The sequence below is a fragment of the Colwellia sp. MB02u-6 genome (assembly GCF_014077095.1).
In the GTDB taxonomy this organism is placed as follows: Bacteria; Pseudomonadota; Gammaproteobacteria; order Enterobacterales; family Alteromonadaceae; genus Cognaticolwellia.
This window is the reverse complement of sequence record NZ_JACGVG010000038.1, coordinates 143,120-166,817: the sequence shown is the minus strand read 5'-3', so window position 1 is coordinate 166,817 and position 23,698 is coordinate 143,120. Positions and strand designations below refer to the sequence as shown.

The 23,698-nt window shown below is 36.1% G+C and carries 18 protein-coding genes and 1 pseudogene; 13 read left to right on the top strand and 6 right to left on the bottom strand.

Going from position 1 to position 23,698, the window contains the following annotated elements; translation table 11 throughout:
• Positions 1-25 precede the first annotated feature (25 nt).
• Positions 26-754, bottom strand: a complete 729-nt coding sequence (gene rpsB / locus H4J46_RS15670; protein WP_081153010.1) for a 30S ribosomal protein S2 — start codon at positions 752-754, stop codon at positions 26-28.
• 373 nt (positions 755-1,127) lie between these two features.
• Here rpsB and H4J46_RS15665 point away from each other — a divergent pair, with 373 nt between their 5' ends.
• From H4J46_RS15665 to H4J46_RS15645, 5 genes are all read left to right on the top strand, one after another.
• On the top strand, positions 1,128-1,754 hold the full coding sequence (locus H4J46_RS15665; protein WP_182234489.1) for a hypothetical protein: 627 nt from the start codon (positions 1,128-1,130) through the stop codon (positions 1,752-1,754).
• 366 nt (positions 1,755-2,120) lie between these two features.
• Positions 2,121-2,909, top strand: coding sequence for a type I methionyl aminopeptidase (map, locus tag H4J46_RS15660; protein WP_182234487.1), 789 nt, complete (start codon positions 2,121-2,123; stop codon positions 2,907-2,909).
• A 109-nt stretch (positions 2,910-3,018) separates the two neighbouring features.
• Positions 3,019-5,643: a [protein-PII] uridylyltransferase gene (gene glnD, locus H4J46_RS15655; protein WP_259365902.1), complete on the top strand. Its 2,625-nt coding sequence runs from the start codon at positions 3,019-3,021 to the stop codon at positions 5,641-5,643.
• A gap of 30 nt (positions 5,644-5,673) precedes the next feature.
• Positions 5,674-6,504 (top strand): 2,3,4,5-tetrahydropyridine-2,6-dicarboxylate N-succinyltransferase, encoded by an 831-nt coding sequence (gene dapD / locus H4J46_RS15650; RefSeq protein ID WP_182234483.1) that lies wholly within the window; start codon positions 5,674-5,676, stop codon positions 6,502-6,504.
• 682 nt (positions 6,505-7,186) lie between these two features.
• On the top strand, positions 7,187-9,097 hold the full coding sequence (locus H4J46_RS15645) for a methyl-accepting chemotaxis protein (RefSeq protein ID WP_182234481.1): 1,911 nt from the start codon (positions 7,187-7,189) through the stop codon (positions 9,095-9,097).
• A 1,180-nt stretch (positions 9,098-10,277) separates the two neighbouring features.
• Here H4J46_RS15645 and H4J46_RS15640 read toward each other — a convergent pair.
• The gene (locus H4J46_RS15640; protein WP_182234479.1) at positions 10,278-10,478 is read right to left on the bottom strand and encodes a hypothetical protein; all 201 of its coding nucleotides are present in this window, start codon (positions 10,476-10,478) and stop codon (positions 10,278-10,280) included.
• A 1,332-nt stretch (positions 10,479-11,810) separates the two neighbouring features.
• Between H4J46_RS15640 and H4J46_RS15635 the strand changes: the two genes are divergently transcribed.
• Positions 11,811-12,332: a hypothetical protein gene (locus H4J46_RS15635; RefSeq protein WP_182234477.1), complete on the top strand. Its 522-nt coding sequence runs from the start codon at positions 11,811-11,813 to the stop codon at positions 12,330-12,332.
• Between the two features lie 112 nt (positions 12,333-12,444).
• Here H4J46_RS15635 and H4J46_RS15630 read toward each other — a convergent pair whose 3' ends face one another.
• Positions 12,445-12,621: a hypothetical protein gene (locus tag H4J46_RS15630; RefSeq protein ID WP_182234475.1), complete on the bottom strand. Its 177-nt coding sequence runs from the start codon at positions 12,619-12,621 to the stop codon at positions 12,445-12,447.
• Positions 12,622-13,098: 477 nt separating this feature from the next.
• Here H4J46_RS15630 and H4J46_RS15625 point away from each other — a divergent pair.
• Positions 13,099-13,377, top strand: a pseudogene (locus H4J46_RS15625) (endonuclease); the annotation flags it as partial.
• A 455-nt stretch (positions 13,378-13,832) separates the two neighbouring features.
• Positions 13,833-14,741: a PEP-CTERM sorting domain-containing protein gene (locus tag H4J46_RS15620; protein ID WP_182234471.1), complete on the top strand. Its 909-nt coding sequence runs from the start codon at positions 13,833-13,835 to the stop codon at positions 14,739-14,741.
• A 772-nt stretch (positions 14,742-15,513) separates the two neighbouring features.
• On the opposite strand, the gene truC is transcribed toward H4J46_RS15620, so the two are convergent.
• Entirely contained in the window at positions 15,514-16,266 is a 753-nt protein-coding gene (truC, locus tag H4J46_RS15615; protein ID WP_182234469.1) for a tRNA pseudouridine(65) synthase TruC, read from the bottom strand.
• 390 nt (positions 16,267-16,656) lie between these two features.
• Here truC and H4J46_RS15610 point away from each other — a divergent pair, with 390 nt between their 5' ends.
• From H4J46_RS15610 to H4J46_RS15600, 3 genes are all read left to right on the top strand, one after another.
• Positions 16,657-17,697, top strand: a complete 1,041-nt coding sequence (locus H4J46_RS15610; protein WP_182234467.1) for a DUF3549 family protein — start codon at positions 16,657-16,659, stop codon at positions 17,695-17,697.
• A gap of 8 nt (positions 17,698-17,705) precedes the next feature.
• Positions 17,706-18,008, top strand: a complete 303-nt coding sequence (locus H4J46_RS15605) for a DUF3301 domain-containing protein (RefSeq protein WP_182234465.1) — start codon at positions 17,706-17,708, stop codon at positions 18,006-18,008.
• Between the two features lie 526 nt (positions 18,009-18,534).
• Complete coding sequence (locus tag H4J46_RS15600) at positions 18,535-19,545, top strand: hypothetical protein (protein ID WP_182234463.1); 1,011 nt, start codon at positions 18,535-18,537, stop codon at positions 19,543-19,545.
• Positions 19,546-20,737: 1,192 nt separating this feature from the next.
• Here H4J46_RS15600 and H4J46_RS15595 read toward each other — a convergent pair.
• A complete protein-coding gene (locus H4J46_RS15595) occupies positions 20,738-21,388 on the bottom strand; it encodes a GNAT family N-acetyltransferase (RefSeq protein WP_182234461.1) in 651 nt (216 codons plus the stop codon).
• 179 nt (positions 21,389-21,567) lie between these two features.
• The gene (locus H4J46_RS15590; protein WP_182234459.1) at positions 21,568-22,404 is read right to left on the bottom strand and encodes a choice-of-anchor H family protein; all 837 of its coding nucleotides are present in this window, start codon (positions 22,402-22,404) and stop codon (positions 21,568-21,570) included.
• Positions 22,405-22,656: 252 nt separating this feature from the next.
• Here H4J46_RS15590 and H4J46_RS15585 point away from each other — a divergent pair, with 252 nt between their 5' ends.
• The gene (locus H4J46_RS15585; protein ID WP_182234457.1) at positions 22,657-22,968 is read left to right on the top strand and encodes a PepSY domain-containing protein; all 312 of its coding nucleotides are present in this window, start codon (positions 22,657-22,659) and stop codon (positions 22,966-22,968) included.
• Between the two features lie 3 nt (positions 22,969-22,971).
• Positions 22,972-23,661 (top strand): response regulator transcription factor, encoded by a 690-nt coding sequence (locus H4J46_RS15580; protein WP_182234455.1) that lies wholly within the window; start codon positions 22,972-22,974, stop codon positions 23,659-23,661.
• The last annotated feature ends 37 nt before the right edge of the window (positions 23,662-23,698 follow it).

Here is a 23,698-nt window from a genome sequence, read left to right as displayed (position 1 = left end):
CATAAAACGTTACTTAAAACTGAATTTATTCAGTTTCAACAAAACCGTCTTTTTCAGCTTGTACTGCGATGTTTTGCTCGCGACCTGAAAGTACAGCGTTAGCTGCAGAATCTAAGTATAAGGTCACAGCGCGAATCGCATCATCGTTACCTGGAACGATGTAGTCAACGCCATCTGGATTTGAGTTTGTATCAACAACAGAAATTACTGGAATGCCTAAGTTGTTAGCTTCTTTAATAGAAATGTGCTCATGATCCGCATCAATAATAAATAAAACATCAGGTAAACCACCCATGTTTTTGATACCACCAAGGCTTTTCTCAAGTTTTTCCATTTCACGAGTACGCATTAAAGCTTCTTTTTTAGTAAGTGCTTCAAATGTACCGTCAGAGCTTTGAGCTTCAAGATCTTTTAAACGTTTGATTGATTGACGCACTGTCTTCCAGTTAGTCAACATACCACCTAACCAACGGTGATTTACGTAAAATTGATCACATTTTATCGCTGCATCTTTTATAGCATCGCTTGCTGCGCGTTTAGTACCAACAAATAAAACTTTACCTTTCTTCGAAGAAACATTGCTTAATACAGCAAGAGCTTCGTTGAACATTGGTACAGTTTGTTCAAGGTTGATGATATGAACTTTATCACGAGCACCAAAAATGTATGATTTCATTTTTGGGTTCCAATAACGGGTTTTGTGACCGAAATGAACACCTGCTTTAAGCATATCGCGCATAGAAACGTTTGGCATGTTTTTTCCTTTGTGGGGTTAAGCGTTCATACATCCAATATACACGACCCTTATTGCGCTTTACTTACTGTAAATTCGCTGAGCACCCCGGTATATCTTTGCTAGATGTATGTGAGTTTAGTTTTAATGTACTGAATTTTTTCAATACCCTTTTTATTGCTAAATATATTCGAAAAAATCAGCGAAGATTTAGACAAGCATCATCGAAGACTCAGACAAACAATTTAACGGCGCACTTTATAACATATTCAAGAACAATTAACTAGTTTTTAACTTAAAATTAAGCTTAATGATATTTTATTTTACTAAGGGCTAGGATCTTTAATAGCAGCAAGTTAAAATTAAGCCACTTTTTTATCAGGCTCGTTAACTTATGTCATTGAACACACAAAATGCAGAACTTTTTTATATTTATGATAGTCATTGTCCTTGGAGCTATGCCTCTGCAGTATTAGTTGAAAAAGTGTTAAGTGCTTTTCCAAATATTACGCTTAGAGCTATGCACATAGGTTATTACGATGGTGACAACAAAGTATCAGCCACTACCCTTGCTGATGTAAGCGAATTTAGTCAAGTAGTGTTTGGTGCCAATTACCTTGATACACTCAATTACACAAAAGACTCAACTTTAGCCGCTAACTTGATGGCCTGGGTGCAAAACAAATCGGCAAAGTCTGCCTTTGAATTGTTGACGAAATTGCAGCATGCACACTTTGTTTTGGGTAATGAATTGACTGACCAAGAAAGCGTTAGTGAAATAATTGACGAACTTAAACTGTCACCACCAGCAAAATGCCTACAAGCTAACAAGCTAACCAAAGATGCTGAATTTGCTATTCATGATATTATAGAAGTGCAGGAAATTATTGGCACACAAGCCATTCCAGCGATGTTATTGGCATGCAATGAGAGTTTGGTATTGTTAAATCACAACCTTTATTTAGAGAATCCTGAAGCCATAATAGAAGCAGTTAACATTGAATTAGAAAATTTATCTTAATGCTAAGTGATGACAACTTCGCGTTGTCATCACTCTTTTTTAAAGGGTATAACCCTATAAAAATAGCTCAACAAACATCGTTCGATAAGCAGAGAAAAAGAGAGTTAAAATTATTTTTAATTGCTGGACTGTACTTTTTCCATCGTTAATATTTACACGCTATTCCTAGCAAAAAGCCGCTATTTGTTATTTAACTATTCACTCTAGCGTTTTACGATTGGGAAAAAGTAACAAAAACAGGTAAAATCACCAATAATTATTATTTACCTACGACTAACTGTATTGCGATACAGTTTATTGCAATACAATAAGTAGCTAATTAATTTACCCTAATCACATTATTTACAGAGTCACGTTTGAGGTTTTATGACAATAACGATTAAAGATCAGCAAGAAATTCAAAAAATGAAAATTGCGGGAAAACTTGCTGCAGATGTATTGGAAATGATCGAACCTCACGTTCAGGCTGGCGTAACAACCGACCAACTTAATACCTTATGTGCTGAATTTACTGACAAAGTACAAAATGCCATTTCAGCACCTTTAAATTACCATCATTTTCCAAAGTCCATTTGTACTTCGGTTAACCACGTAGTTTGCCACGGTATTCCCAATGACACGCCTTTAGTTGATGGCGATATACTCAACATTGATATTACCGTGATAAAAGATGGCTACCACGGTGACACCAGTAAAATGTTTTTAATTGGCGAAACTTCTGCTGAAGATAATCGTCTTTGTCGTATTACCCAAGAAGCACTTTATATCGGCATTAAAAAAGTTAAGCCTGGCAATACCTTTGGTGAAATAGGCACGGCTATTCAAAAGTTCATCAAAAAATCGGGTCGTTATTCAATAGTCAAAGAATATTGTGGCCATGGTATAGGCACAGTATTCCATGAAGAACCACAAATTGTTCATTATAAAAATAATGACAACGAAAAGATGCAAGAAGGCATGTGCTTTACCATCGAGCCTATGATCAATTTAGGCCGTGCTAATACCTTGCTCGACAAAGAAGATAAATGGACGGTATATACCTTAGATGGTAAAAAGTCAGCACAATGGGAACACACCCTTGTAGTGACCAAAACCGGTTGCGAAATATTAACCTTGCGCAAAGATGACACCATTGCTCGAATATTACATAATTAAATGCTTAATACTTTATAATTCAATAACCACCAACATTATTATAACTTAAAAGCTAATGGTAATATCCAATATCAATAAATCTACGACAGCCAAATATGAGAGCTAATTGTTGAATACATCATCATTAATTCCAGAGAAGTACATTGAGGCTCTCGCCGTTAGTGCCCCTTCATTAAATAGTTCACAAATATGTGTACTGAGTAATGAATTTCTTCAGTGGCAAAAAGAGCAGTTTCCCATTAGTGAAGTTACCTCGCTTGTTGCTGCTAGGGCTTTTTATGTTGATCTGATTTTAACCAAACTTTGGTGTCAGCACCATTTGGATGAATTTCAAATCAGTTTGGTTGCTGTTGGCGGTTATGGTCGAAAAGAGCTTCATCCCTATTCAGATGTTGATATCTTATTAATTACCCAAAATGTTGTAGCCGATGACTTAGCCGAAAAAATATCTGCTTTTATTACCCAACTTTGGGATGTAAAACTTGATATAGGCCATAGTGTTCGCAACATAAAAGAATGTCTTAATCAAGCAATTGACGATGTCACCATCGCCACAAACTTGATGGAGTTACGACAAATCTGTGGTAATAATGCCTTAGTGTCTCAATTACAACCCTTGTTGATTGAAGACATATTTTGGACCTCTGAAAAGTTTTTTCTTGCCAAGCGTAATGAACAGTATCAACGTCATCAACAATACCATGGCGCATCTTATACCCTCGAGCCTAATTTGAAAGCTAACCCTGGTGGTTTACGTGATATTCAAACTATTGGCTGGGTCGCCAAGCGCCATTTTATGGCAGATACGCTTGAGCAATTGATTGACCATAACTACCTCACCACTAATGAGTTTTTTGAACTGCTTGAGTGTCAAGATTATTTATGGCGTATGCGCTGTGCATTGCACTTTATCGCTGGGCGTAATGAAAACCGCTTACTGTTTGACTACCAGGCTGATGTTGCTGAATTAATGGGTTTTGGCGATGGTGGCAAGCTTGCTATTGAGCGGATGATGAAACGATTCTTCCGCATTATATCGCGTGTTTCAGAGTTAAATAGAATGCTTTTACAGCATTTTGAATACGCTATATTAAACGAAAAAAAACACAGTAAGAAAATAGTTCTTAATGATGATTTTGTCATTATCGATGGTCAAATCAAGGTCTGTGATAAACGGGTTTTTACCCGTTCAACCATGATCATGGAAATGTTTTTACTGATTGCCCAACATAAAGAGATTACTGACTTACATCCAGAGACTTTACGCTTAATGCGTAATGCGCGCCGGCGTTTAGTCTCAGGAATGATTGACTATGCTCGCTGCCGGGAAATCTTTGTCGCATTAATTAAACACCCTCGTGGTTTAGGTTTGGCCTTCACGCTTATGCACCGCCATTCTATTATTGGTGCTTACTTACCGCTATGGCGAAATATTGTTGGTCAAATGCAATTTGATTTATTTCATGCCTACTCTGTCGATGAGCACAGTTTTCGTTTATTGAAAAATTTGTATCGTTTTAGCCAAGTAAAACATAATAATGAATACCCTTTGTGTAGCAAGATTGTTCAACGCGTGCGTAAACCTGAACTGTTATATTTCGCTGGTATATTTCACGACATTGCTAAAGGTCGTGGTGGCGATCATACAAAACTTGGTGCAATTGACGCGTTAGACTTTGCCAAAATCCATAAATTGGGTGACCACGACGGTCGAATGATCGCTTGGCTAGTAGAAAAACATTTATTAATGTCAGTTACCGCTCAGCGCAGAGATATTTCTGACCCTGAAGTCATTAAAACTTTTGGCGCAATTGTCCGAGACGAAGCTCACTTAGACTATTTATACTGTTTAACTGTCGCTGATATGCGTGCCACCAATGAAAGTTTATGGAATAGTTGGAAAGCTAATCTACTGGAAGATTTATATTATAGTACCAAACGAGCCTTTAGACGTGGTCTTGAAAAGCCAGTTGATTTAAGAGCAAAAATTAGAGAAAATCAACAACAAGCTATTGAAATTTTAAAAGTAGAATCGCTCGATCAAGAGCGCTTAAAACAATTATGGAAAGAGTTTAAAGCCGACTACTTTTTACGCTATTCCCCTGAACAAATTGCTTGGCACTCTAAACATATTTTGTCGCACAACAAAGTTAAGCCCTTGGTCATTATTAGTCCAAAACCTTATCGTGGTGGCACAGAAGTATTCGTTTATACAAAAGATAAACCTAATATATTTTTCAATATTGTTTCATTACTTGGCGCAAAAAAATTGTCCATTCATGACGCAAAAATAACCACTAATAAGTCTGGCTTCACTGCCAACACCTTTGTGGTCCTAGATAACCGTAATAAAGCCATTAATGATAGTGCTAGAGCCCTATCCATAGCGCGTTCATTAAGCATTAAATTAGCGTCAAAAGAAATCCGTATTAAACCTAAGCCTTTAGCGAAACGCTTTCGCCAATTTAAAGTACCAACACATGTCAGTTTTATAGATGGTACAGCAAAAAACCGGACAATATTAGAAATAGTGGCTTTAGATCATCCTGGTTTATTGGCTAATATTGCTACTATTTTTCAAAAATGTAACATACAAATACATTCAGCTAAAATCACCACATTCGGCGAAAAAGCAGAGGATGTTTTTACCATTTCAAATAATGACAATCAAATACTAACCACAGAGCAAAAAGACGCATTAGAAGTGATGCTTTGCGCTGATAGTCACCGATAAACTTTAGCAAATTAATCTTAGGAATTTTTGATGTTAGCATTACAAACAATTATTGAAAAAGCGTTCGAAGAACGTATGAACATTACGCCTGCCACTGTATCTACTGAGGTAAAACAAGCGGTATTAGATGCATTAGCGGCATTAAACAATGGCTCAGCGCGCGTTGCAGAAAAAATTGCGGGTGAATGGGTTGTACACCAATGGCTGAAAAAAGCCGTGTTACTATCATTTAGAATTTGGGATAACGAAGTTATCGACGGTGCAGAAAGCACATTTTTCGATAAAGTGCCGATGAAATACACTGATTATACCCATGCCGATTTTGTTGCTGATGGTGTCAGAGTTGTACCGGGTGCATCAGTGCGTACCGGTAGTTATATTGGCAAAAATGTTGTGGTAATGCCAAGTTTCGTTAACATTGGTGCCTATGTGGATGAAGGCTGTATGGTAGACGCTTGGGCAACTGTTGGCTCTTGTGCACAAATTGGTAAAAACGTGCATCTGTCAGGTGGCGTTGGCATTGGTGGCGTTCTTGAACCGCTACAAGCGGGACCAACCATTATTGAAGACAATTGCTTTATTGGCGCTCGCTCGGAAATTGTAGAAGGCGTTGTGGTTGAAGAAGGTGCCGTAATTTCAATGGGCGTTTATATCGGTCAAAGTACGCGTATTTATGACCGAGAAACCGGCGAAGTGCATTACGGTCGAGTACCAGCAGGTTCAGTAGTTGTGCCAGGTAATCTACCTTCTAAATGTGGTACCTATAGCTTATATGCAGCGATAATCGTTAAAAAAGTTGATGCAAAAACACGCGCTAAAGTAGGTATTAATGCCTTACTTCGCTCGGTATCTGAAGAGTAATCTTCTGCTTTAACTGTTAACCTTAACTTGTGTCGTGTTGTTAAATACACTGCACAAGTTTAATGAAAGTATTATCAACTCTTAAATAAAAATTTGTTCGTTAACTCCTTGCCTCTAATCTATATTTACCAAATAAACTTTATAAACATCTGCTCAACACCATGAAATAAATCATTAAAAATATTTTTAAATCAAGAGCTTATTAACCAGCCAAAGCACTAGGACATTAAGCAAGAACGTCAAATAATCTAACTTAATAAAATTTATAATTGCTTTAAGCTTTGCCGTCGTAACGCTTACCAGTATAACCTTGCAATAATGAAGCTAAGTACACTTTATTATCAAAAAAACCATCATAATTCACTACTAAAAATAGAGGTGAAAACGCCATTAGGTAACCTATCAATTAAACTGCTTTGTGTTAATACCTAGCGGTTACAGGCCGTTAATTAGCCTAAATAGCGGCAGCAAAAAATTATAGATTTTTGCTTGTACTAATTAGATAAAATGAGTATCAGCTGATATCGAATTTATAGCTGAATTATTATTTTTTTAATGTTGAACATACAAGCACATGTTAAACTTAACAAAATTTATAGCGAACGCTTGTTATAACAGAGCTTTATTGTCAAATCGCCGTAACAGCAAAGTCTACAGAAAACTTACCCATAGGAACTATTTGATGAGATTTTTCACCACCCTTTCTATCCGATCTAAACTGGTAATTGCCATGTTAATGGCTGTCGTGATATCTACTAGCATCGTCGGATTTGTCGGTCACTCAAAAGCTAAAGAGCTACTTATTTCCCGATTACAGCATTCCGACTTACCTAACCTTTTGCTGCGTGTTCGCAATGCTGTGGATGGAGAGATCTCAGAAATGAAAGTACTAACAAAATCAATTGCAACAAACCCTTTTTTACTTGATTGGATAAAGTCTGGTACGAGTGCAGAAAATGACAATAACGTTATAGAAATGTTAGATAAAATAGCTAAAGATAACAACTTGAGTAATGCATCCTTTGCCGATCGGAAAACAGCTAGATATTGGAACCAAGATGGTTTTCTTCGCGTACTTAAAGATGACAATATTGATGGTTGGTTTTTTGCGTTTACCAATGAAAACAAACAAGAGTCCGCGAGTACCTACGCATACCCTAATGGTAATGTAGATGTATTTATCAACTACCAGCAGCTGAACGGAAGAGGTATGTCTGGGTTGTCAAAGTCATTTAATGACATGGTGAGTTATTTAAATAGCTTTAAAATTGAAGAGTCTGGTTTTGTTTATCTTGTCGATGATTCAGGGTTAGTGAAAATTCATAAAGACAAGGAAAAAAGTGACAAAACAAAACTCACTGATCTTTATAATAATATAAACGCTCAAATTCTTTTATCCCAAAAAGAGTTTGCCTTCCAAGAAACCAAAGACTTAATCATTGCGACTAGCTATATCTCAAGCCTTGGCTGGTATGTGGTTGCAGAAGTTCCAAAAGCTGAGCTTTACTTAGCATTGAACGAATCTCGAAATTATATGCTTATATGGTTTGGTATTATTGTTATTGTGTTTATCTTTATCAGTATTATTTTAGCAAAAAGTTTAACCAAACCTATTAACGATCTTGCACAGGTATTCAGTGAATTAGGCGATGGAGAAGGCGATCTTAGTTACCGATTAAGTGAAAGTGGTAGTGATGAGGTATCGCGTTTAGCGCATGGCTTTAATACCTTTATTAATAAAATACATTCTGTGGTTAATGATGTGTCTACAACATCGAAAAATGTTCGCCAAGCAGCTATTAAAGTTTCTCAAGATGCAGAGCAATCAAAATTAGATGCAGAAAGTCAGCGTGATATCGCAACACAAGTTGCAACAGCGATTAGTCAAATGGGTTCAACCATCAGCGAAATCGCCGAAAATGCCGCCCATGCAGCAGACTCGACAAGTGAAGCAACAACTCAAGCTAAGCATGCACAAATTGTTGTTAAAGATTCCACTGAAAATATTTACCAGATGGCTCAGAAGATGGAGTCAGTATCTACTACCATTGCGTCTTTAGCGGATAAGAGCAATGCAATTGGTAGTGTTCTCGATGTTATTCGTGGCATTTCAGAGCAAACAAACTTACTGGCCTTAAATGCCGCCATTGAGGCAGCTCGGGCTGGCGAACAGGGTCGTGGTTTTGCTGTTGTAGCTGATGAAGTACGCAACTTGGCGAAGCGCACCAGCGAGGCAACAGATGAAATTAATAAAATGATTAACCTGTTACAGACGGAATCTAAGCGAGCGGTAGATGGTATAAGAGAAAGTAAAGAGACTGCCGAAATTGGGGTAACTGATGCTCAGCAGACTACAGAAGCACTCGATGAAATTGTGGCAAATATTCAACAAATTTCAGATTTAAATACTCAGGTCGCCACGGCAACAGAAGAGCAAGCAGCAGTCGTTGGTGAAATTAATACTCATGTGCATGCGATTAGTGATAGTACAGAAAACAGTGCACAAATATCAACCCGCATAGCCTCTTCAAGTGAGTCATTAACAGCAATGGCAATGAACTTAGATAGCTTAGTAGAACGATTTAAAATATAGGAAAACAGTTTAGTCCGTGCTAATAGCAACATCTAAGCAGGTGTAGAAGCTAAATAAAGATCGAAACAAAAATCCCATGCAAGCCTATTTATGCCGTTGAGCATAAATAGGCTTTTGTGAGTAAAGATAGAAAAAAATTTGGCAGTAATTCTTATTTATTAAAAAAGTGTCAAAAATATTCCAAATAAAGTTGAAGAACGAGAGTAATTTCTATGAATGCTGCAAGCTCATTACTGCCGGTGGCGACTCATATATAAAGATTCACTTTTGCCATAAAGCCGACCTAATTTAGACTCATATTTATCACAATGAATAGTCCGCTTAGCCACCATTGCGGTCATACACTTTTGAATTATTAATGATCACTTTGTGCGCATTGTTGACGGTAGCGTTTGCTTTACTAACGGCAGCTCCATGACTTAAAGCGGTCGTTAGCATCTATGATTCCCTTATGACTTCAGATCCGACAAAAATGCCCCTAAGTTAGCAATATATTGTTGTGAAATAACGAATACTAATCGCATTTAATAGATGATCATTCTTGCTAATTGCATCAAGCACTCACGTCATTAGCTAAGTATCTATAGCCTCAGGAGAATGTTTTATTACGTAAAAACTGCGAACGTCACTATTACCTATTTGAACACACACATCATGTTTCTTATTAGCCCAATCTAACCCGATAAATATCGAAAAATTGCCTTTTCAATCACTCATAACGAATCTCCTATCGTTGAAGTTTGTTATGTATTCTTTACTCTTCTAAAAAATATAGGCAGCGATTATTATCAAGTCCTGAGTATTCGTTTATGGGTAAAGTAACTCGTGCATCGAAAAAAAAAGCGGAAATCATCAAGTGAGTAAGGCTCAATATTCGTATGCGACGAGTACATAACCCCAGCAATCTAAGTATAGATAGTTAAGGTTGAATGACTATATTAGGCTCATTAAGACTGCTAGATATATTGATTCGGCTCTTGATTTATGACTGCTTACTGCCCTAAAGTTGTCGGTATGGTACTAAAACTTTAAGTCTTCAAAGTGGCAAAAGTGACTATGTCTCGATAATGCGGATTGGAGAAGTAAAGATTTGCATTTTTATTTAATATTCGAAATTAGTAATTATATGTCTTTGCTTTAATTCCACCTAACTATGGGGTCTACATTGATCACTTACGTTTTAAATAACAATATAAATAGATAGATTACGTCGGTTAATACTTTTAGCCCATTTACTGAGTCTACGGTCGTACTTTTTTTGGTATTTGTACTTTTTAAGTCTTCTGTCATAACCAATTCGTTTATCTATGATATACACACCGCCAATACAAAAAGTTTGTATTACTTTATCTGATAAACCCTGTTTTGAGTTTCTGTCCATAGCTTACTCTTTTTATTCCGTTATTTTGATTATAGCTAAAGTTGAGAAAAAACAAAAAAAACTAAGATGACAACTAGAACGCCGTAGAATAAACGTTATTTTTAACAATTAATTAAAGAGTGAAAGTCAAATTTTTCTGGCTTTTTGTTTAACTGTTTTCACAACATTAAAAACAAACGTCCCCCTATGGAAAGCTGTTCGTTTACCATTGCCGTTCGCCTTATTAGTGAAGGTTGTAAAGAGAAACCGTTCTGAACTAATGTCGACACATCTTCACTAGATCTAAAAGGCTTGCGCGATCATATTGCTCTTTTTAGCTCAGTTGATGCCCATAATATTTGAATTTTTTCTACTCTAAGTATTGCGGCATTTCGCCTCAGTTAACTTGGTGTAAATGTGATGAACATTTCACAGGATTTTTATGTAGTAGAAATGACTACTTGGTGTTTTTTTTGTTTATTATTTCTGGTTATTTCATTATTTAAACTAGTACTCTATTTTATAAAACGTCAGCTTTATAATACAAAGTAGTTATTACAATATAGAACTGATACTTCAACTTTATGTCTGCAAAGTGGCATTAGTTACCGTTTCGAGATGACTTACCACGGGCAGCAGTCATGCACTCCAAACCTGATTGAATATCACAGGACTGTCTCCTGAGCGACAATAGCTGTAGTTCACTTACTTGCATATAGGCTTAAGCCATTAGGACTGAGCTTATGCATAGTAAATGGTGAATAGATATAAAAACCCAGTCGCCTTAATATAAATCCCCTTAAGCAGCCTTACTTATAGAAAGCAAAAGTTACTTAAACAATGCAAGCTGTAATCTGTGATTAAATTCTAATGATAAAAATTATTAACCTGCCTCGAACTCTCAACTTAAGTGGCTGCAGTCAAATATATGGTAATGGTGTCTTTAACTATATTGCGAGTTATCTGCCCCAAAATCCGACGGTAAAAAAAGAAGCGGGTAATTACATGTATAGAACAGCCACGGTGGAACTCAAATGTTATGTCTTTTGGTGAATGAGATATTAGCTGTTGAGCATAATCAAGCCAAATCTTACCTAGAAGCCAGTTAATAAGTGAAGTTCTATCTTTGATTAACTATTGTTACTCATCGACACCGTGTGTATTGAAAACTAAATTGGCTAAATCAATACCAAGTGCTTTAATTAAAGCACTTGGAGTCTCCTTTAATTGTTTAACACTATTCATTATGGTCATAAATGGCGATTGTTAAAGGGAATATAAGTTCCTACTAGTAACCAACGGTTCCATTGAAGCGTTATTAATGTTGATTATTTAACTCCTAAGAGGGAAGAAATGAGTGGCGTAACTTTTAACTGGTACACACTAGGCGGTGCTTTGATTATCGCTGCTGCTGCTGCGACTTTTGCTTACTATAGATACTTGCAAGAGCAAAAACATCAAAGGAGCACGTTACTCAATGCCTTATTTTCTGAGATTGCAAATATTTACGAGCACTACTCATATGCAGCACATGAAATTCCAACAACGCTAGAAGATGAATTTGAAATTCAAAAGCGTTTGAGGTGGTCATCTTATGGAAAAATTAGTTCTATCAGCGATATTGAAAAGCTTGGGTTCTTAAGTGCTTTAAATATCAAGGCATTATTACAGCTTGGATTGTTAATACGAAACGATGACATGCTTTTACAGCAACTTCAGGAAAAAAAAGAAGAAATTACTCCAGAAAGACTCAAGTATTTAAAGGGGCGTTTTAAAGACCGCATCGAGAATTCCGAAAGAATTATCTCTGAGCTTATTAAGTCTTATCCACATCTGCATCCGATATTTGAAAATATTAAGAGCCAATTCCTCTGATTCATATACCCATAACAAGGCAAGTTAATTGAAGTCATGATGGTTGAAGATAAACCTCCTAAGGAATTAGGTGAATGATTTATTTCTTGATTAAATTAATAAACCTACCACTTTATGATACTTGTCGATAATCATCATTATCTTCAACGTATCTCATCGCTGATTTAATTGAACCAAAGTAATGGAACAGCACTTTTAGCCGCTTATCTTTTACATGCTGAGGAGTGTCTTGGTGCAAAATATCTAGCCATGCTTTGACTAAAGCCCACGGTGGAAGTTGCTGATCCATATGTTCATCCTTGAATTTACTGAGTTACCGTATAATATTGGGCGAAGATCAAATAACAATCGAATAACTATATGAAAATTATCCTATTACTTTTATCGTTTATAACGACTGTCGGCTACACGACTGATATACCAAGCTCTTTTAGCAAAGCTAAAAAGTTAGCTTTAACTCAGGTATATAAAAATCACCATACATCATTTTATTGTGGCTGCACTTTCAATGATAAAAAAGAAGTAGACCAATCTAGTGCGGATATGAACCAAGAAGACCAATAACCAAGTCAGGTAAAGAAAATGTACGTGATAACCGTATAGAGTGGCAGCATGTATTACCAGCAAGCACTATGGGAAAGCAATTAGCCTGTTGGGGGCGTGAACGTAATCAATTCCCTCAATGCTTAAAGTCTAATGGTAAGCTAAAATTAGGCCGTGATTGTGGTCAAAAAGTAAATAGGACTTTCGTAATGTCTATAATGATTTAGTGAATTTAACACCTGCTATTGGTGAAGTTAATGCTGATAGTAGTAACTTACCTTATTCGGAAATTATTGGTGAAAATAGAGCTTATGGTCAATATAACTTTGAATACGATAAGGTTAATAAAACTGTTGAATCAGGTGTAAGCATTAGAGGCGATATAGCTCGTATTCAACTTTATTTAAAAGATAAATATGGTCAGGTGCTTGGGTTGAAATTTAGTGCGGAAAAGAACGCAATAAACGTATTTGTGAAGTTCAAGGTAGTGGAAACGATTTAGTTTCTTTGTGTAATTGAACTCAAGACTCATAATTCACGATTCAAAATCGAATATGAACGATAGCTTTTAGAGGGCATAGAACTACTCTGTCGTGACTAACTCCTGAGTCACCATAGCAGTCAAAAATATTTTACTCTTAAGCGGTATCTCCTCTGAAAAACCTTACATAACTCATCAGTTTTAATTGTCAAAACTTGTGTTTCTTAGATATGAAACACAAAGTTTTTCTTGGGATAAAATTCATAAAACTAGCATATAGAATAAGTAGTTCATAATACTATGAGCTTTCTAGGTACCCTTATTATGTCCATTTTTTTTACAGTTATTATTTTAAACTAAAACCAACGAAAACCAACATCTTAATAATTAAGGGGATTGTAATTGTGGTATATATATTGCTAAAAAGTGGGGTTAGTTAATTATTTATTTATTTAATTACAAGGAAATGAAATGAAATGAAAAAAATCATATTTACTACCACAGTTTTTACTTTGATAGTTTGCGGTTTCAGTCATGCAGGCATTATTAAGGAAGTTGAAAGTGATGAAAAATGTTCAACGACAAGCGTCCAAATAACAGGTATCACTGCCGTTGCGGCAGCTGGGGGGAATATTGTTCCTGCTAATAAAGTTATCGATTCTACTTCTTGTTTAGGGTTTGTTACCTATCCTGATAATGATTGGGGAAATAATCCAAAGCCAAATATGGGTGGTCTTGGTGATGGACTATTGAATAGTGAAGCTGTATTAAAAGGTCAAGGTCAAGATAAAGATAGTTATTATGTTCCCGGAGATTATTTTCTAACAAACGATAGAGACTCTATGGTTAATCTAGATGGTATTGGTGAAGCCAATGATCCCGGATGGATTCGTTTGGGTGGTGCGGAAACGACGTCAGGAGGGGAGTGGAATTTTAAATACGATTCTATAGGGAATTACAACCTAGGATCAGTAATTGACATGTCGTTTATTGACAATGGAACCTGGTCATTAGCAGTGGACCCTTCTGCTATTGAGTTTGTGACAAAAGCATTAGGTCGACCAAGTGTGTTTGACCATTTGGCTTTTGTAATGAAGGGGCCAAATAGTGGCGGTAATGATGATGGTTCATGGGCTATTTATGATTTCAATTTCTATGATTTGATTGACGATGATAAGTTAAATATAAGCTTTGGGGATACCACATATAAATTTGAAGGAACATGGGATAAGGATATGTTTATTAAAAATAATGCTTTGTCACATATGAGCGTATGGGCCCATGATCCACCAGTAGCGCAAGATGTCCCTGAACCATCGACACTTGCCATTTTTGTATTAGGAATAATTGGTCTAGTCTCACGTCGATTTAATAAACATCTTTAATATTTTATAATTGTTTTATTTTATAAAATATTAGTAGTAATGGTTGGTGTTTTTTTTGTATCTGGCATTTGATATTTTGAAAGTAAATCAATATCACTAATGGCCTTGTAGAGCTTACAGCGGACCTTAGGTATAAAGATGTTGTAGCTTCCGCTAAGCGCACTTTTCAGACCAAAATCCATGCCTATTTGCTCTAAACGTAGTCCACTTACTGTCTTATAGCTGACTGTAAAAAAAGCTGACACTATCAGATAATTAGTTCAGTTTTACGCACAAAGTTAGCATTAGTAATTTTATAATGAACAACCGTTTTGGCTTAGTTGTCTGTCAGCCTAAATGATTCAATGACAAAAGATTCCATCAAAAAAACATGTCTTTTAATCTATGGGGAATGTCGGCAATCAGGAGGCTGTTAACTCATTTGGTTGTTCAACCGTGTCGACTCTGGATTAAAGTTAACTTACAACTTTTTGAAAGATATTTTCGTATCTAAACGTAATAATTCCAGTTACCGACTTTATTAAACGGTTTTCAACTTTACCTAGAACCCAAAGCAGGTGTGAAAGTTCAGCGCACCCTAGCCCTCTTTATTGTTATGCGACCGCTAACACCATAGAATATATAGGCTGATACCCACCATCATTTAAGGTAGTGGGTATCAAGCTAACGTAGTTAGGTTAAATATTGCAACAAAGAATGAGCAATGTAAATTAGCAGACCGTGATTCGTTAGATTGAGACAAATAATACACCACAATTTTAAAAGCTGAGTGTTACCACTTAAAGACATTAAATATCTGCTGCCATTGCTCATCAAACTCAGCTTCAATTAATATTTCCAGCCCTGTTACGGGGTGAATAAACTCCACCTTTTTAGCTATTAACATCAAACGTTTAAAACCAAAGTGCTCACCAAAAAATGGATTTTGCTTATTGTCACCATAATTTATATCACCAATGATAGGGTAGCGTAAATGAGCGAGATGTCGACGAATTTGGTGACGGCGTCCAGTATGAGGTTGACATTTAATTAACGAATATCGCACGCTTGTATACTTACCTAACGGCACCGGCAATGACACAATAGCGACTGACTTGTAAAATGTTTCTGCACTTTGCGCTTCTTTATCACGGCTAACATTTTTATCCCCTAAATCATCAAGCTTTTCTTTTAATGGGTGATCAATAACACCTTCATTTAGCAAATGTCCGCGCGTTAAGGCAAAATAAGTTTTTTTTATCTTCCTATCGCTAAACGCTTGCCCCATTAAGCGAGCTACATCCTGAGTTAAGGCAAATAACAACACACCTGATGTCGGTCTATCAAGGCGATGTAATGGGTAAACATATTGGCCAATTTGATCGCGAATAAGTTGTAAGGCAAAGTAAATTTCATCTTTGTCCATAAAGCTTCGGTGGACAAAAAGCCCAGGAGGTTTATCAACAGCGACAAGATATTCATCTTGATATAAAATTTTCAATCGTGGTTTATCAACAATTACCGTACCCGCATTTTTAATTGTCATGTTAATTTATTTTTCTCTGTCACATTAACTTATATTGTTCAAAATAATCTGGTTAATACCTCACAGGCCAAATTGTCAATATTTGTTGTTACTGTACTGTTGTTATTAATCGTTTGATAAAAATAATACTTAGCCAGTTTAGCGGTCAAAATAGATTTTTACCTGCTCAAATTTAGTGCTGGATTTATTAACGTCACAGCAGTGCTACTTTAAGTGCTAAATATAAATTGTGCAGTAAAAATTTTATAGATATAAGCTAATAATCATTGCCATTACCTAAAATCACCGGATTAAGATTAACGGTGGAGTTAAAGCAGCGTTATCTCTATAATGTTGAGTCATAACGACACCTAGCCACTTATCAAACTTTTAATAGCGACAGTAGATTCTATGAGTATAACTTCGGACACTATTTCTTCAATTTCAGCATTACTGAACTTATCAGATTCTCAATATTGTATTTACGACATTGGTCGTCGAGTAGATAAAATATCCATAGAGCAATTTGAACAAATTGAAGCAGCTCAACTGCCTTACCCCTTTCCAATTCAAGGTCATGCAATGCTTGCCATTGCATTTTGGCAAAAGCAATCTACTAGCCCTTACTTATGGTTTGTCAAACTACCGTTAGATGAACGAGGTCTATTAAATCAAGGAGCTAGGAATCATTTTATTGCCATTATTGTTGAAGCCTTAGGTGAAAACCTGATGGTAAATCCAACCGAGCAACAAGAGGCGTTACTAAAGAAAAATCCTTATCACTTTACACCGGCTCAGTATAAATTAGCTGCGATAAATAGTGTTTTGTCAACGTCGTTTAAACAAGCGGCTAGCAAGTTTTATGCACCTGCACAACGTTACTTATCGGGTGTCAACGGATGGGAAGCTTGGCAAGACCTTGGGGTGCAAGGTTTATCTGACTTTGCCTTTCGACTCAACGAAGCTAACAACACTGAGGTTTTAACCAACGCTTTAAGTTACTTGCCTGAACAAGTACTTGTACCCTTATCTTCTGCACTTGAAAACGTTAGCTTACCTGTTGACGTTATTGAGCAAATAACACTACGTTTTCAACAAGCAAAAACCAGTAACAATACCGTCGTTACCATTGCATTGTTACGTGCACTTGCATCGAGTACAGAGCAAAACTACAGTCAAGGCCTGCTGAGTAATCTAATCGCTGATCAAAAGTTAGATGAAGATATACTGATTATTATTGCTGGTCGTTTATGGCCAATATTAAGTACTGAAAAAATGCTTTTTGTTTACTTAGAGCATTTAATAAAAGATAAAAACAAGGTCTTATTTGCAGCAATATTCAAAGATTTAGTTGCAATACCGATGATACGCCCCGTACTATTACAAGCCATTCGTTCACCAAAACGCAGCCCTGATTTGGCCCAAGCCATTGGCACGCTTTTTAAACCATAGGCATTCTCATGGAAAATATTTACTATCTACTTTTTATTGGCTTACTCTTTTGGTATTTTGTGTATTTGCGCAAAGTATCTGAGTATGCTCGTTCCCATGTTGATAAATATTGTAAACAAGAAAATTTGCAATTTTTAGCGATAGCGCGTTTATCGAGTCGATTTAGGTTCTCTAAACGCTTAGGACCACATTGGTTAAGTCATTTTGATTTTGAATTTAGTGGTGATGGTGAATCTACATACCATGGCACAATGATATTACGTGGTTACAAACTTGACAATATCGACACGCCCCCTTACCGAGTTAACTAACACAACGCTGAATAAATAAGCAGGTAAAGGAAAAGCGATCTTAAGTCGCTTTTTTGATTTCGCTAATTATGTCTTCCAAAAGGGCCTGTTCACTCCATGAATAATCTGCACGTCCTGGAAAGTATCCATATTGACCTAAATTATATAACTTAATATTCTCTCTATAAATACAGCGCTATTTTTTGCTCTGTACTTAATCGCTTCCCTAGCTCTGTGTCTGTTTGACAGCATAAAGTCTACTTTAATTGATATTCTAAAAATAGTTTGATAAATGACTATAAGTGCACAAACAAATATCTCAGATAAACTGACTTCGCAGGATAAATTGGTTACCCTTGATAAGTCTCATTGAGTTTTATTTTAGTAATTTTCAAGTTAGCGTATACCGCCATATAGCTAACTTATTTTTGGAGGTCTTTTGCAACTTATTAAGTCGCTATTTTGCTGGCACGGTTTTGATAACCGACAACGTTTTATCTTTATTAGTCTTACATGTTTTCTTGCTTTTATCATACTAAATGAAAGCTTGAGTGATCATAAATTCAGCGCCATTTTTATACTGTTATTATGTTCATCAACATACTTAGCGGCTACGCAGCGCCGACTCAATGATGCGCACCTACATAACACTTGGATTCTAGCACCTGCGGGCAGTTTTTTGATAACAGGTTTTTTTATTGTTTTTACTGGCTACAACAGTAGTTATTGGTTGCTATTAATACCTTTACTTATGATGGTCGTACTTTTAACTTACCCAAGTAAAAGTCAAAGGCGCTATACACTTGGTTATAATGGTCCAGTTAACTTATCTGATTTTCAACAACTAAAAAAAACTAACTCTCGAAACAGTCAACGTATTGAACCTACTATGAATAGTGTCAATATCAATCAATCTTTGCATAATAAAAATGATTATTCACCACTTGCAGATAATAGTCAAAATACCTCTTCAACCACCAGTGGCAGTCACTTCAGTGATAGTACGCAAGACAAGACTGAGCTTGCTGAGTCAATTCGCTTAGCGCTTTTTAGCAAAAAAAAGAGCCAACTCTTTATAGCCTTGATTAGCTTTTTATTAGTACTAGCATTCATTATATCAATGCTATTTGATAAGCAAACACCGGCCAAAAATCCTGTGGAACACACAAGTGAAATTCAAAAAAAAGCAAAAGAATTTCAACATCAGATAACATTGCCAGACAACTTCTCTATTATGATCGCTGCTAATAACGCTATTGTTATCCAGTGGCAAGCTAGTGTTGAAGATAACCTTAACGTTTGGGCCCTAGGTAATGCTGAAGGTGATAAAAGCTGTAAAATCATAGAGTTTACGAAAGCAGAAGTGATCAGAACCTATAGTGTCAGTACAATAGATAACAAGTATTATGCTTATTTCTCACCATTAGACACCAAAGCGTTAATTAAAAATATCGCTTTTAAAAACAAATTTTCACTCTGCGGTTACAGTTTCTCATTAAAAGGTAGTCAAGCTAGGTTAGGGAAATCATCTTTTTATGCTAATTTAATTGAATATTAATTGGCCTGATAAATAAAAATAAACCAGCCTTGAATTAATTGTTGATTTGATTTGAAGAGGGGTTAATGGCCTCATTTAAAATAAGCTTTGACAAAATTGCTTGTTAGATTGGCTTTAAATTAGACTGGCTTTAGTACGTTGATTGAATTTTAGACAAAAAAAAGCGGTTCAATGAACCGCATTTCTATAACTAGCTTATATGCATCCTGCATAACTATATAATGTTCCCTCTTCATCCATAAAGAGCTATCCCTAGCCTTTCCTAGCAAACCTTTTGCTGTCCATATTGTCCTTAATAATAACTATCCTAGTTACATCAATTGTCTATATTCATCTTCCTGATGATTATTCCGTGACAATTATTCAATCTATCCTTGCGAGACATCCTATCTCTTTGCTAATCTAAGCATCCTAGTGGTAAACCATCACCGTTATTCGTAATCCCTTTGTCTTCCTGACAGGTATAATAGTAGACTAAATGCTAGCTTTTCAAAGTAGGTGATTTAAAAAAATCATCATAAAATCAATCGCAACATTAAATAATTAAAAATAAAACAATAAAAACAATAACTTAAAATACAATTAAAGATTTACATGTCTACCAAAAGTATTATATCTTACAGTAATGTGAGACATGTCTTACATTGAGTTGGCGCATTCAGGTGTACGAAAAACAAACTACTGGTATTGTAACCCTTACACTTTAAGATGCAGACTTGTGTAAGCTGAGAACGGGTTCGCTACCAGACAGAATTTAAGGCCGCTCAATAGAGGGTGAAAGTAGTGCGAAGTCGGTTACCAACACCAAAAAAATCTTGTTATTGGCAACTGCCTCTGAATAACCTTGCTAACTCATATATCGATGTGAGTGCGTTTATATAAGAGTCTCTATGTAAAAATATTACCAAAATCGATAACACCATAGGTAACACTTTATTGGCTTACTCGTTGGGAAGTAAGTTAGAAGTGAGGCGGGTCTATAACAAAAACCCTACTAGAAATTTTATCAGAAAACCTTTTAGTTATTTAAGTGCTAACATCGCTGTAACATCACAGCGAATAACTAAATACCAGTCCCCCATAAGCAATGAAAACCATCACCCATGTACCGAATTGATTATTTAGCTAACTAAAGTGAAGCTTTAGTTGTATCACTTTACTTATATAAGATTGACAGCTAAATGGTTAAGCATTAATTTTCCGCTGCTTCTCGATAATAAACCATCAAAGAACCAGAGACATTACCAACAGCAACTTCTTTAATAAACTGATAGTTTACGTCTTTAAAAAATGCTTTATATTTTTTACTGGTAGCGTAAACGGCGACACCTTCACTGTCTTTATGCTCTGATAAAATGGTATTGACTGCTGCCATTAGATAATGACCAAAGCCATGGTGTTGATGTAATGGGTGTATAGCAATAAAAGACAACATGTGAAATTTTTTCAACGGTACTGTCGCTAAAACAATTTTTTCTTTTTCAATCATTTGTTTGGTACTAAAATAACCTGCACCAAGCATCATTTTCAAGCGCCAATGCCAAAATCGCTCAGATGACACACCTTCTTCAGGGTTATTTAAGCAGGCAACACCCACCATAGTTTCACCTAAATACAAACCGATCATTGGCTGCTTTGCTTGCCAAAAAACATTTAGTTCTTCACGTATCGCTGCCCGTAAGCGTTGTTCATAATCGCTTTTATCTGCAGAGAATATTTCAAGAAAAACCGGATCGTCATGATACGCTTGGTATAATAATGATGCGGCTAATTTTAAATCTTCGGCCGAAAGATATGCAGCTTTTATATCGACATTGGTTTTTTCAATGACTTCTGGTGACATTTAGAGTCCCTCATAAATAGTACGATTTTTATTTTTTTTATCTCTCAACCATATCAGGATATTAGAAATCAGGTCAAACTTTATTACTAGACATAAGTAACAAGCCGCGCTATTTTCGCTAATAATCGCTTTATTACTACGAAATAACATAACCTTGTCAGTTTAATTGATTTTTAATATCATCCGAATTTAACTAAAAAATAACGGTAAACTAAGGCCAATAAGGCCCCGAAAAACAACCAACTGCTGCCTCCTGAGTGTTCATCGTAGTATTCAACCGCTATATACTCAGGATCATAGTCACTACTTTCCAATGGCAGTGCATAAAGCGCATTAGTATTATTGGCGCTGTAAGTCGCCACCACAGCACTAAAGCCCACTTCGTATAAGTCAATTAACACATCATAATGATCTGCTACATAACCTGAATCTAACTGAGTAATCACTTCAAATTCATCTTCACTATCTTCGCCAGTAATAACAAAGTTATCACTAGAAAAGTACAAAGCCCAAGGTCCACCATTTTGACTCAAATATAAATCAGCATAAACAACGGCTTGTTTATTAGCCATTGACGATAATATATCGGCATCGAATGTTACGCTAAAGCGCTGATAATAGCCGTCTTCATCAATATCCAGAATAAGTTCACTGAAAGCGCTGTAAATTGAAAAGCTATGATACGAACCGGCATCATATTCAACATATTGACTTAGCGCTAAGGTGAGTAAATTTGATGTTGCTTTTTGCTGGCGAGCATAGCTTACCTCAGCTCGACTCATGCCTTTAAATGCTAAGGTTCTCTGGGAAATATTGACTTGCTCTTTAAGGTTAAGGTTAGGGTTAATTTTTTCACGCTCGAATGCATTACTTTTTAATCCACTCGCAGAGCGACTTACCTGCTCCACTTCTAGGGGCGTTTGTGCAAGAGACACTTGGCTTATCAATAACAATGTTGCTGTTAAGTTGATTGTAGATTTCTGATTAAACCGTTTATAAAAAATTTTATTAAACATAATGATAGCCTCGATAAAGTATGGCTGTCATTTAACCTGAGTTATTCTGAACCCTGCCTGAACACTATTTTTGACTTTTAAATATTACCGTTATTAAACACCATAAGATGCAGGCGGATAAAACAGTGAGCTTATATTCAGAAAGCATTCAGTTTAGTTATTTTAAAATACCCCCTACTTGGATTCTATCCATCATTATTTTACACTGTTTGACAATCTCGTTTTGATCAGTCGTTTTAATAAGGTTTCACAATGAAAAAACAATTATTTATGTTAAGCGTAGTAACGTCATTAATAGCAGCCCCAGTGTTTGCTAGTATTGAGACTACGCCTAATAGCTTGATGATTGTAAAAACTAAATATGGTCAATCTAACAGTGCTAAGTCACTTAGCCCTCAACAAGCTGCCCGAATTGTTCAAAATAAATTTGGTGGTAAAATACTAAAAGTTAATAACAATGGTTCTAAAAAAAATCCAAGCTACCGAGTAAAGTTACTTAAAGACAACGGTCATGTAATTTCAGTTAACGTTGACGCCCAATCAGGCCGTGTATCAGGAAACTAATTAATGCGAATTTTGCTCATTGAAGACGATAAGAATCTGCAACAACACGTGAAAGATCATTTAATTATGGCAAAATACTGTGTCGATGTTGCCAGTGATGGTGAGCATGGCTTATTTCAAGGCCAAGAGTTTCCGTACGATGCGGCTATTATTGATTTAGGCTTACCAAAAATTGATGGCGTAAGCGTTGTTAAGTCCTTGCGCGAACAAGGGTTTATTTTTCCCATATTAATACTCACGGCGCGTGGCAGTTGGCAAGATAAAGTCGCTGGATTAGACGCCGGCGCTGATGATTACTTAACTAAACCTTTTCATATTGAAGAGCTATTAGCACGGTTAAATGCCTTAATTCGACGCAGTGCTGGTCAAGCAAGTCCGTTAATCGCAAATGGCCCCTTTGCGATTAACACCGCAAGTAGGCAAGTTATTGTTAATAAACAGGTTATTTCGCTCAGTAGTTATGAATACAAATTATTTGAATACTTAATGCACCATTTAGGTGAAGTCAAATCAAAAACACAGCTCACTGAACATATTTATGATCAAGACTTTGACTTGGACTCCAACGTAATAGAAGTTTTTATCCGCCGACTACGAAAGAAACTTGACCCTGAAAACCAATACCAATTTATTGAAACTTTACGTGGCCAAGGCTACTTATTAAAAGATTTAACACACTTAATCTCTGGTTAATTAAACTAACATAGCATTGGGTTTTTATTTTACAAAA

Coding starts and splice junctions, on each gene's coding strand:
- rpsB (WP_081153010.1), bottom strand. CDS start 754: ATGCCAAACGTTTCTATGCGCGATATGCTTAAAGCAGGTGTTCATTTC.
- H4J46_RS15665 (WP_182234489.1), top strand. CDS start 1,128: ATGTCATTGAACACACAAAATGCAGAACTTTTTTATATTTATGATAGT.
- map (WP_182234487.1), top strand. CDS start 2,121: ATGACAATAACGATTAAAGATCAGCAAGAAATTCAAAAAATGAAAATT.
- dapD (WP_182234483.1), top strand. CDS start 5,674: ATGTTAGCATTACAAACAATTATTGAAAAAGCGTTCGAAGAACGTATG.
- H4J46_RS15645 (WP_182234481.1), top strand. CDS start 7,187: ATGAGATTTTTCACCACCCTTTCTATCCGATCTAAACTGGTAATTGCC.
- H4J46_RS15640 (WP_182234479.1), bottom strand. CDS start 10,478: ATGGACAGAAACTCAAAACAGGGTTTATCAGATAAAGTAATACAAACT.
- H4J46_RS15635 (WP_182234477.1), top strand. CDS start 11,811: ATGAGTGGCGTAACTTTTAACTGGTACACACTAGGCGGTGCTTTGATT.
- H4J46_RS15630 (WP_182234475.1), bottom strand. CDS start 12,621: ATGGATCAGCAACTTCCACCGTGGGCTTTAGTCAAAGCATGGCTAGAT.
- H4J46_RS15620 (WP_182234471.1), top strand. CDS start 13,833: ATGAAAAAAATCATATTTACTACCACAGTTTTTACTTTGATAGTTTGC.
- truC (WP_182234469.1), bottom strand. CDS start 16,266: ATGACAATTAAAAATGCGGGTACGGTAATTGTTGATAAACCACGATTG.
- H4J46_RS15610 (WP_182234467.1), top strand. CDS start 16,657: ATGAGTATAACTTCGGACACTATTTCTTCAATTTCAGCATTACTGAAC.
- H4J46_RS15605 (WP_182234465.1), top strand. CDS start 17,706: ATGGAAAATATTTACTATCTACTTTTTATTGGCTTACTCTTTTGGTAT.
- H4J46_RS15595 (WP_182234461.1), bottom strand. CDS start 21,388: ATGTCACCAGAAGTCATTGAAAAAACCAATGTCGATATAAAAGCTGCA.
- H4J46_RS15590 (WP_182234459.1), bottom strand. CDS start 22,404: ATGTTTAATAAAATTTTTTATAAACGGTTTAATCAGAAATCTACAATC.
- H4J46_RS15585 (WP_182234457.1), top strand. CDS start 22,657: ATGAAAAAACAATTATTTATGTTAAGCGTAGTAACGTCATTAATAGCA.
- H4J46_RS15580 (WP_182234455.1), top strand. CDS start 22,972: ATGCGAATTTTGCTCATTGAAGACGATAAGAATCTGCAACAACACGTG.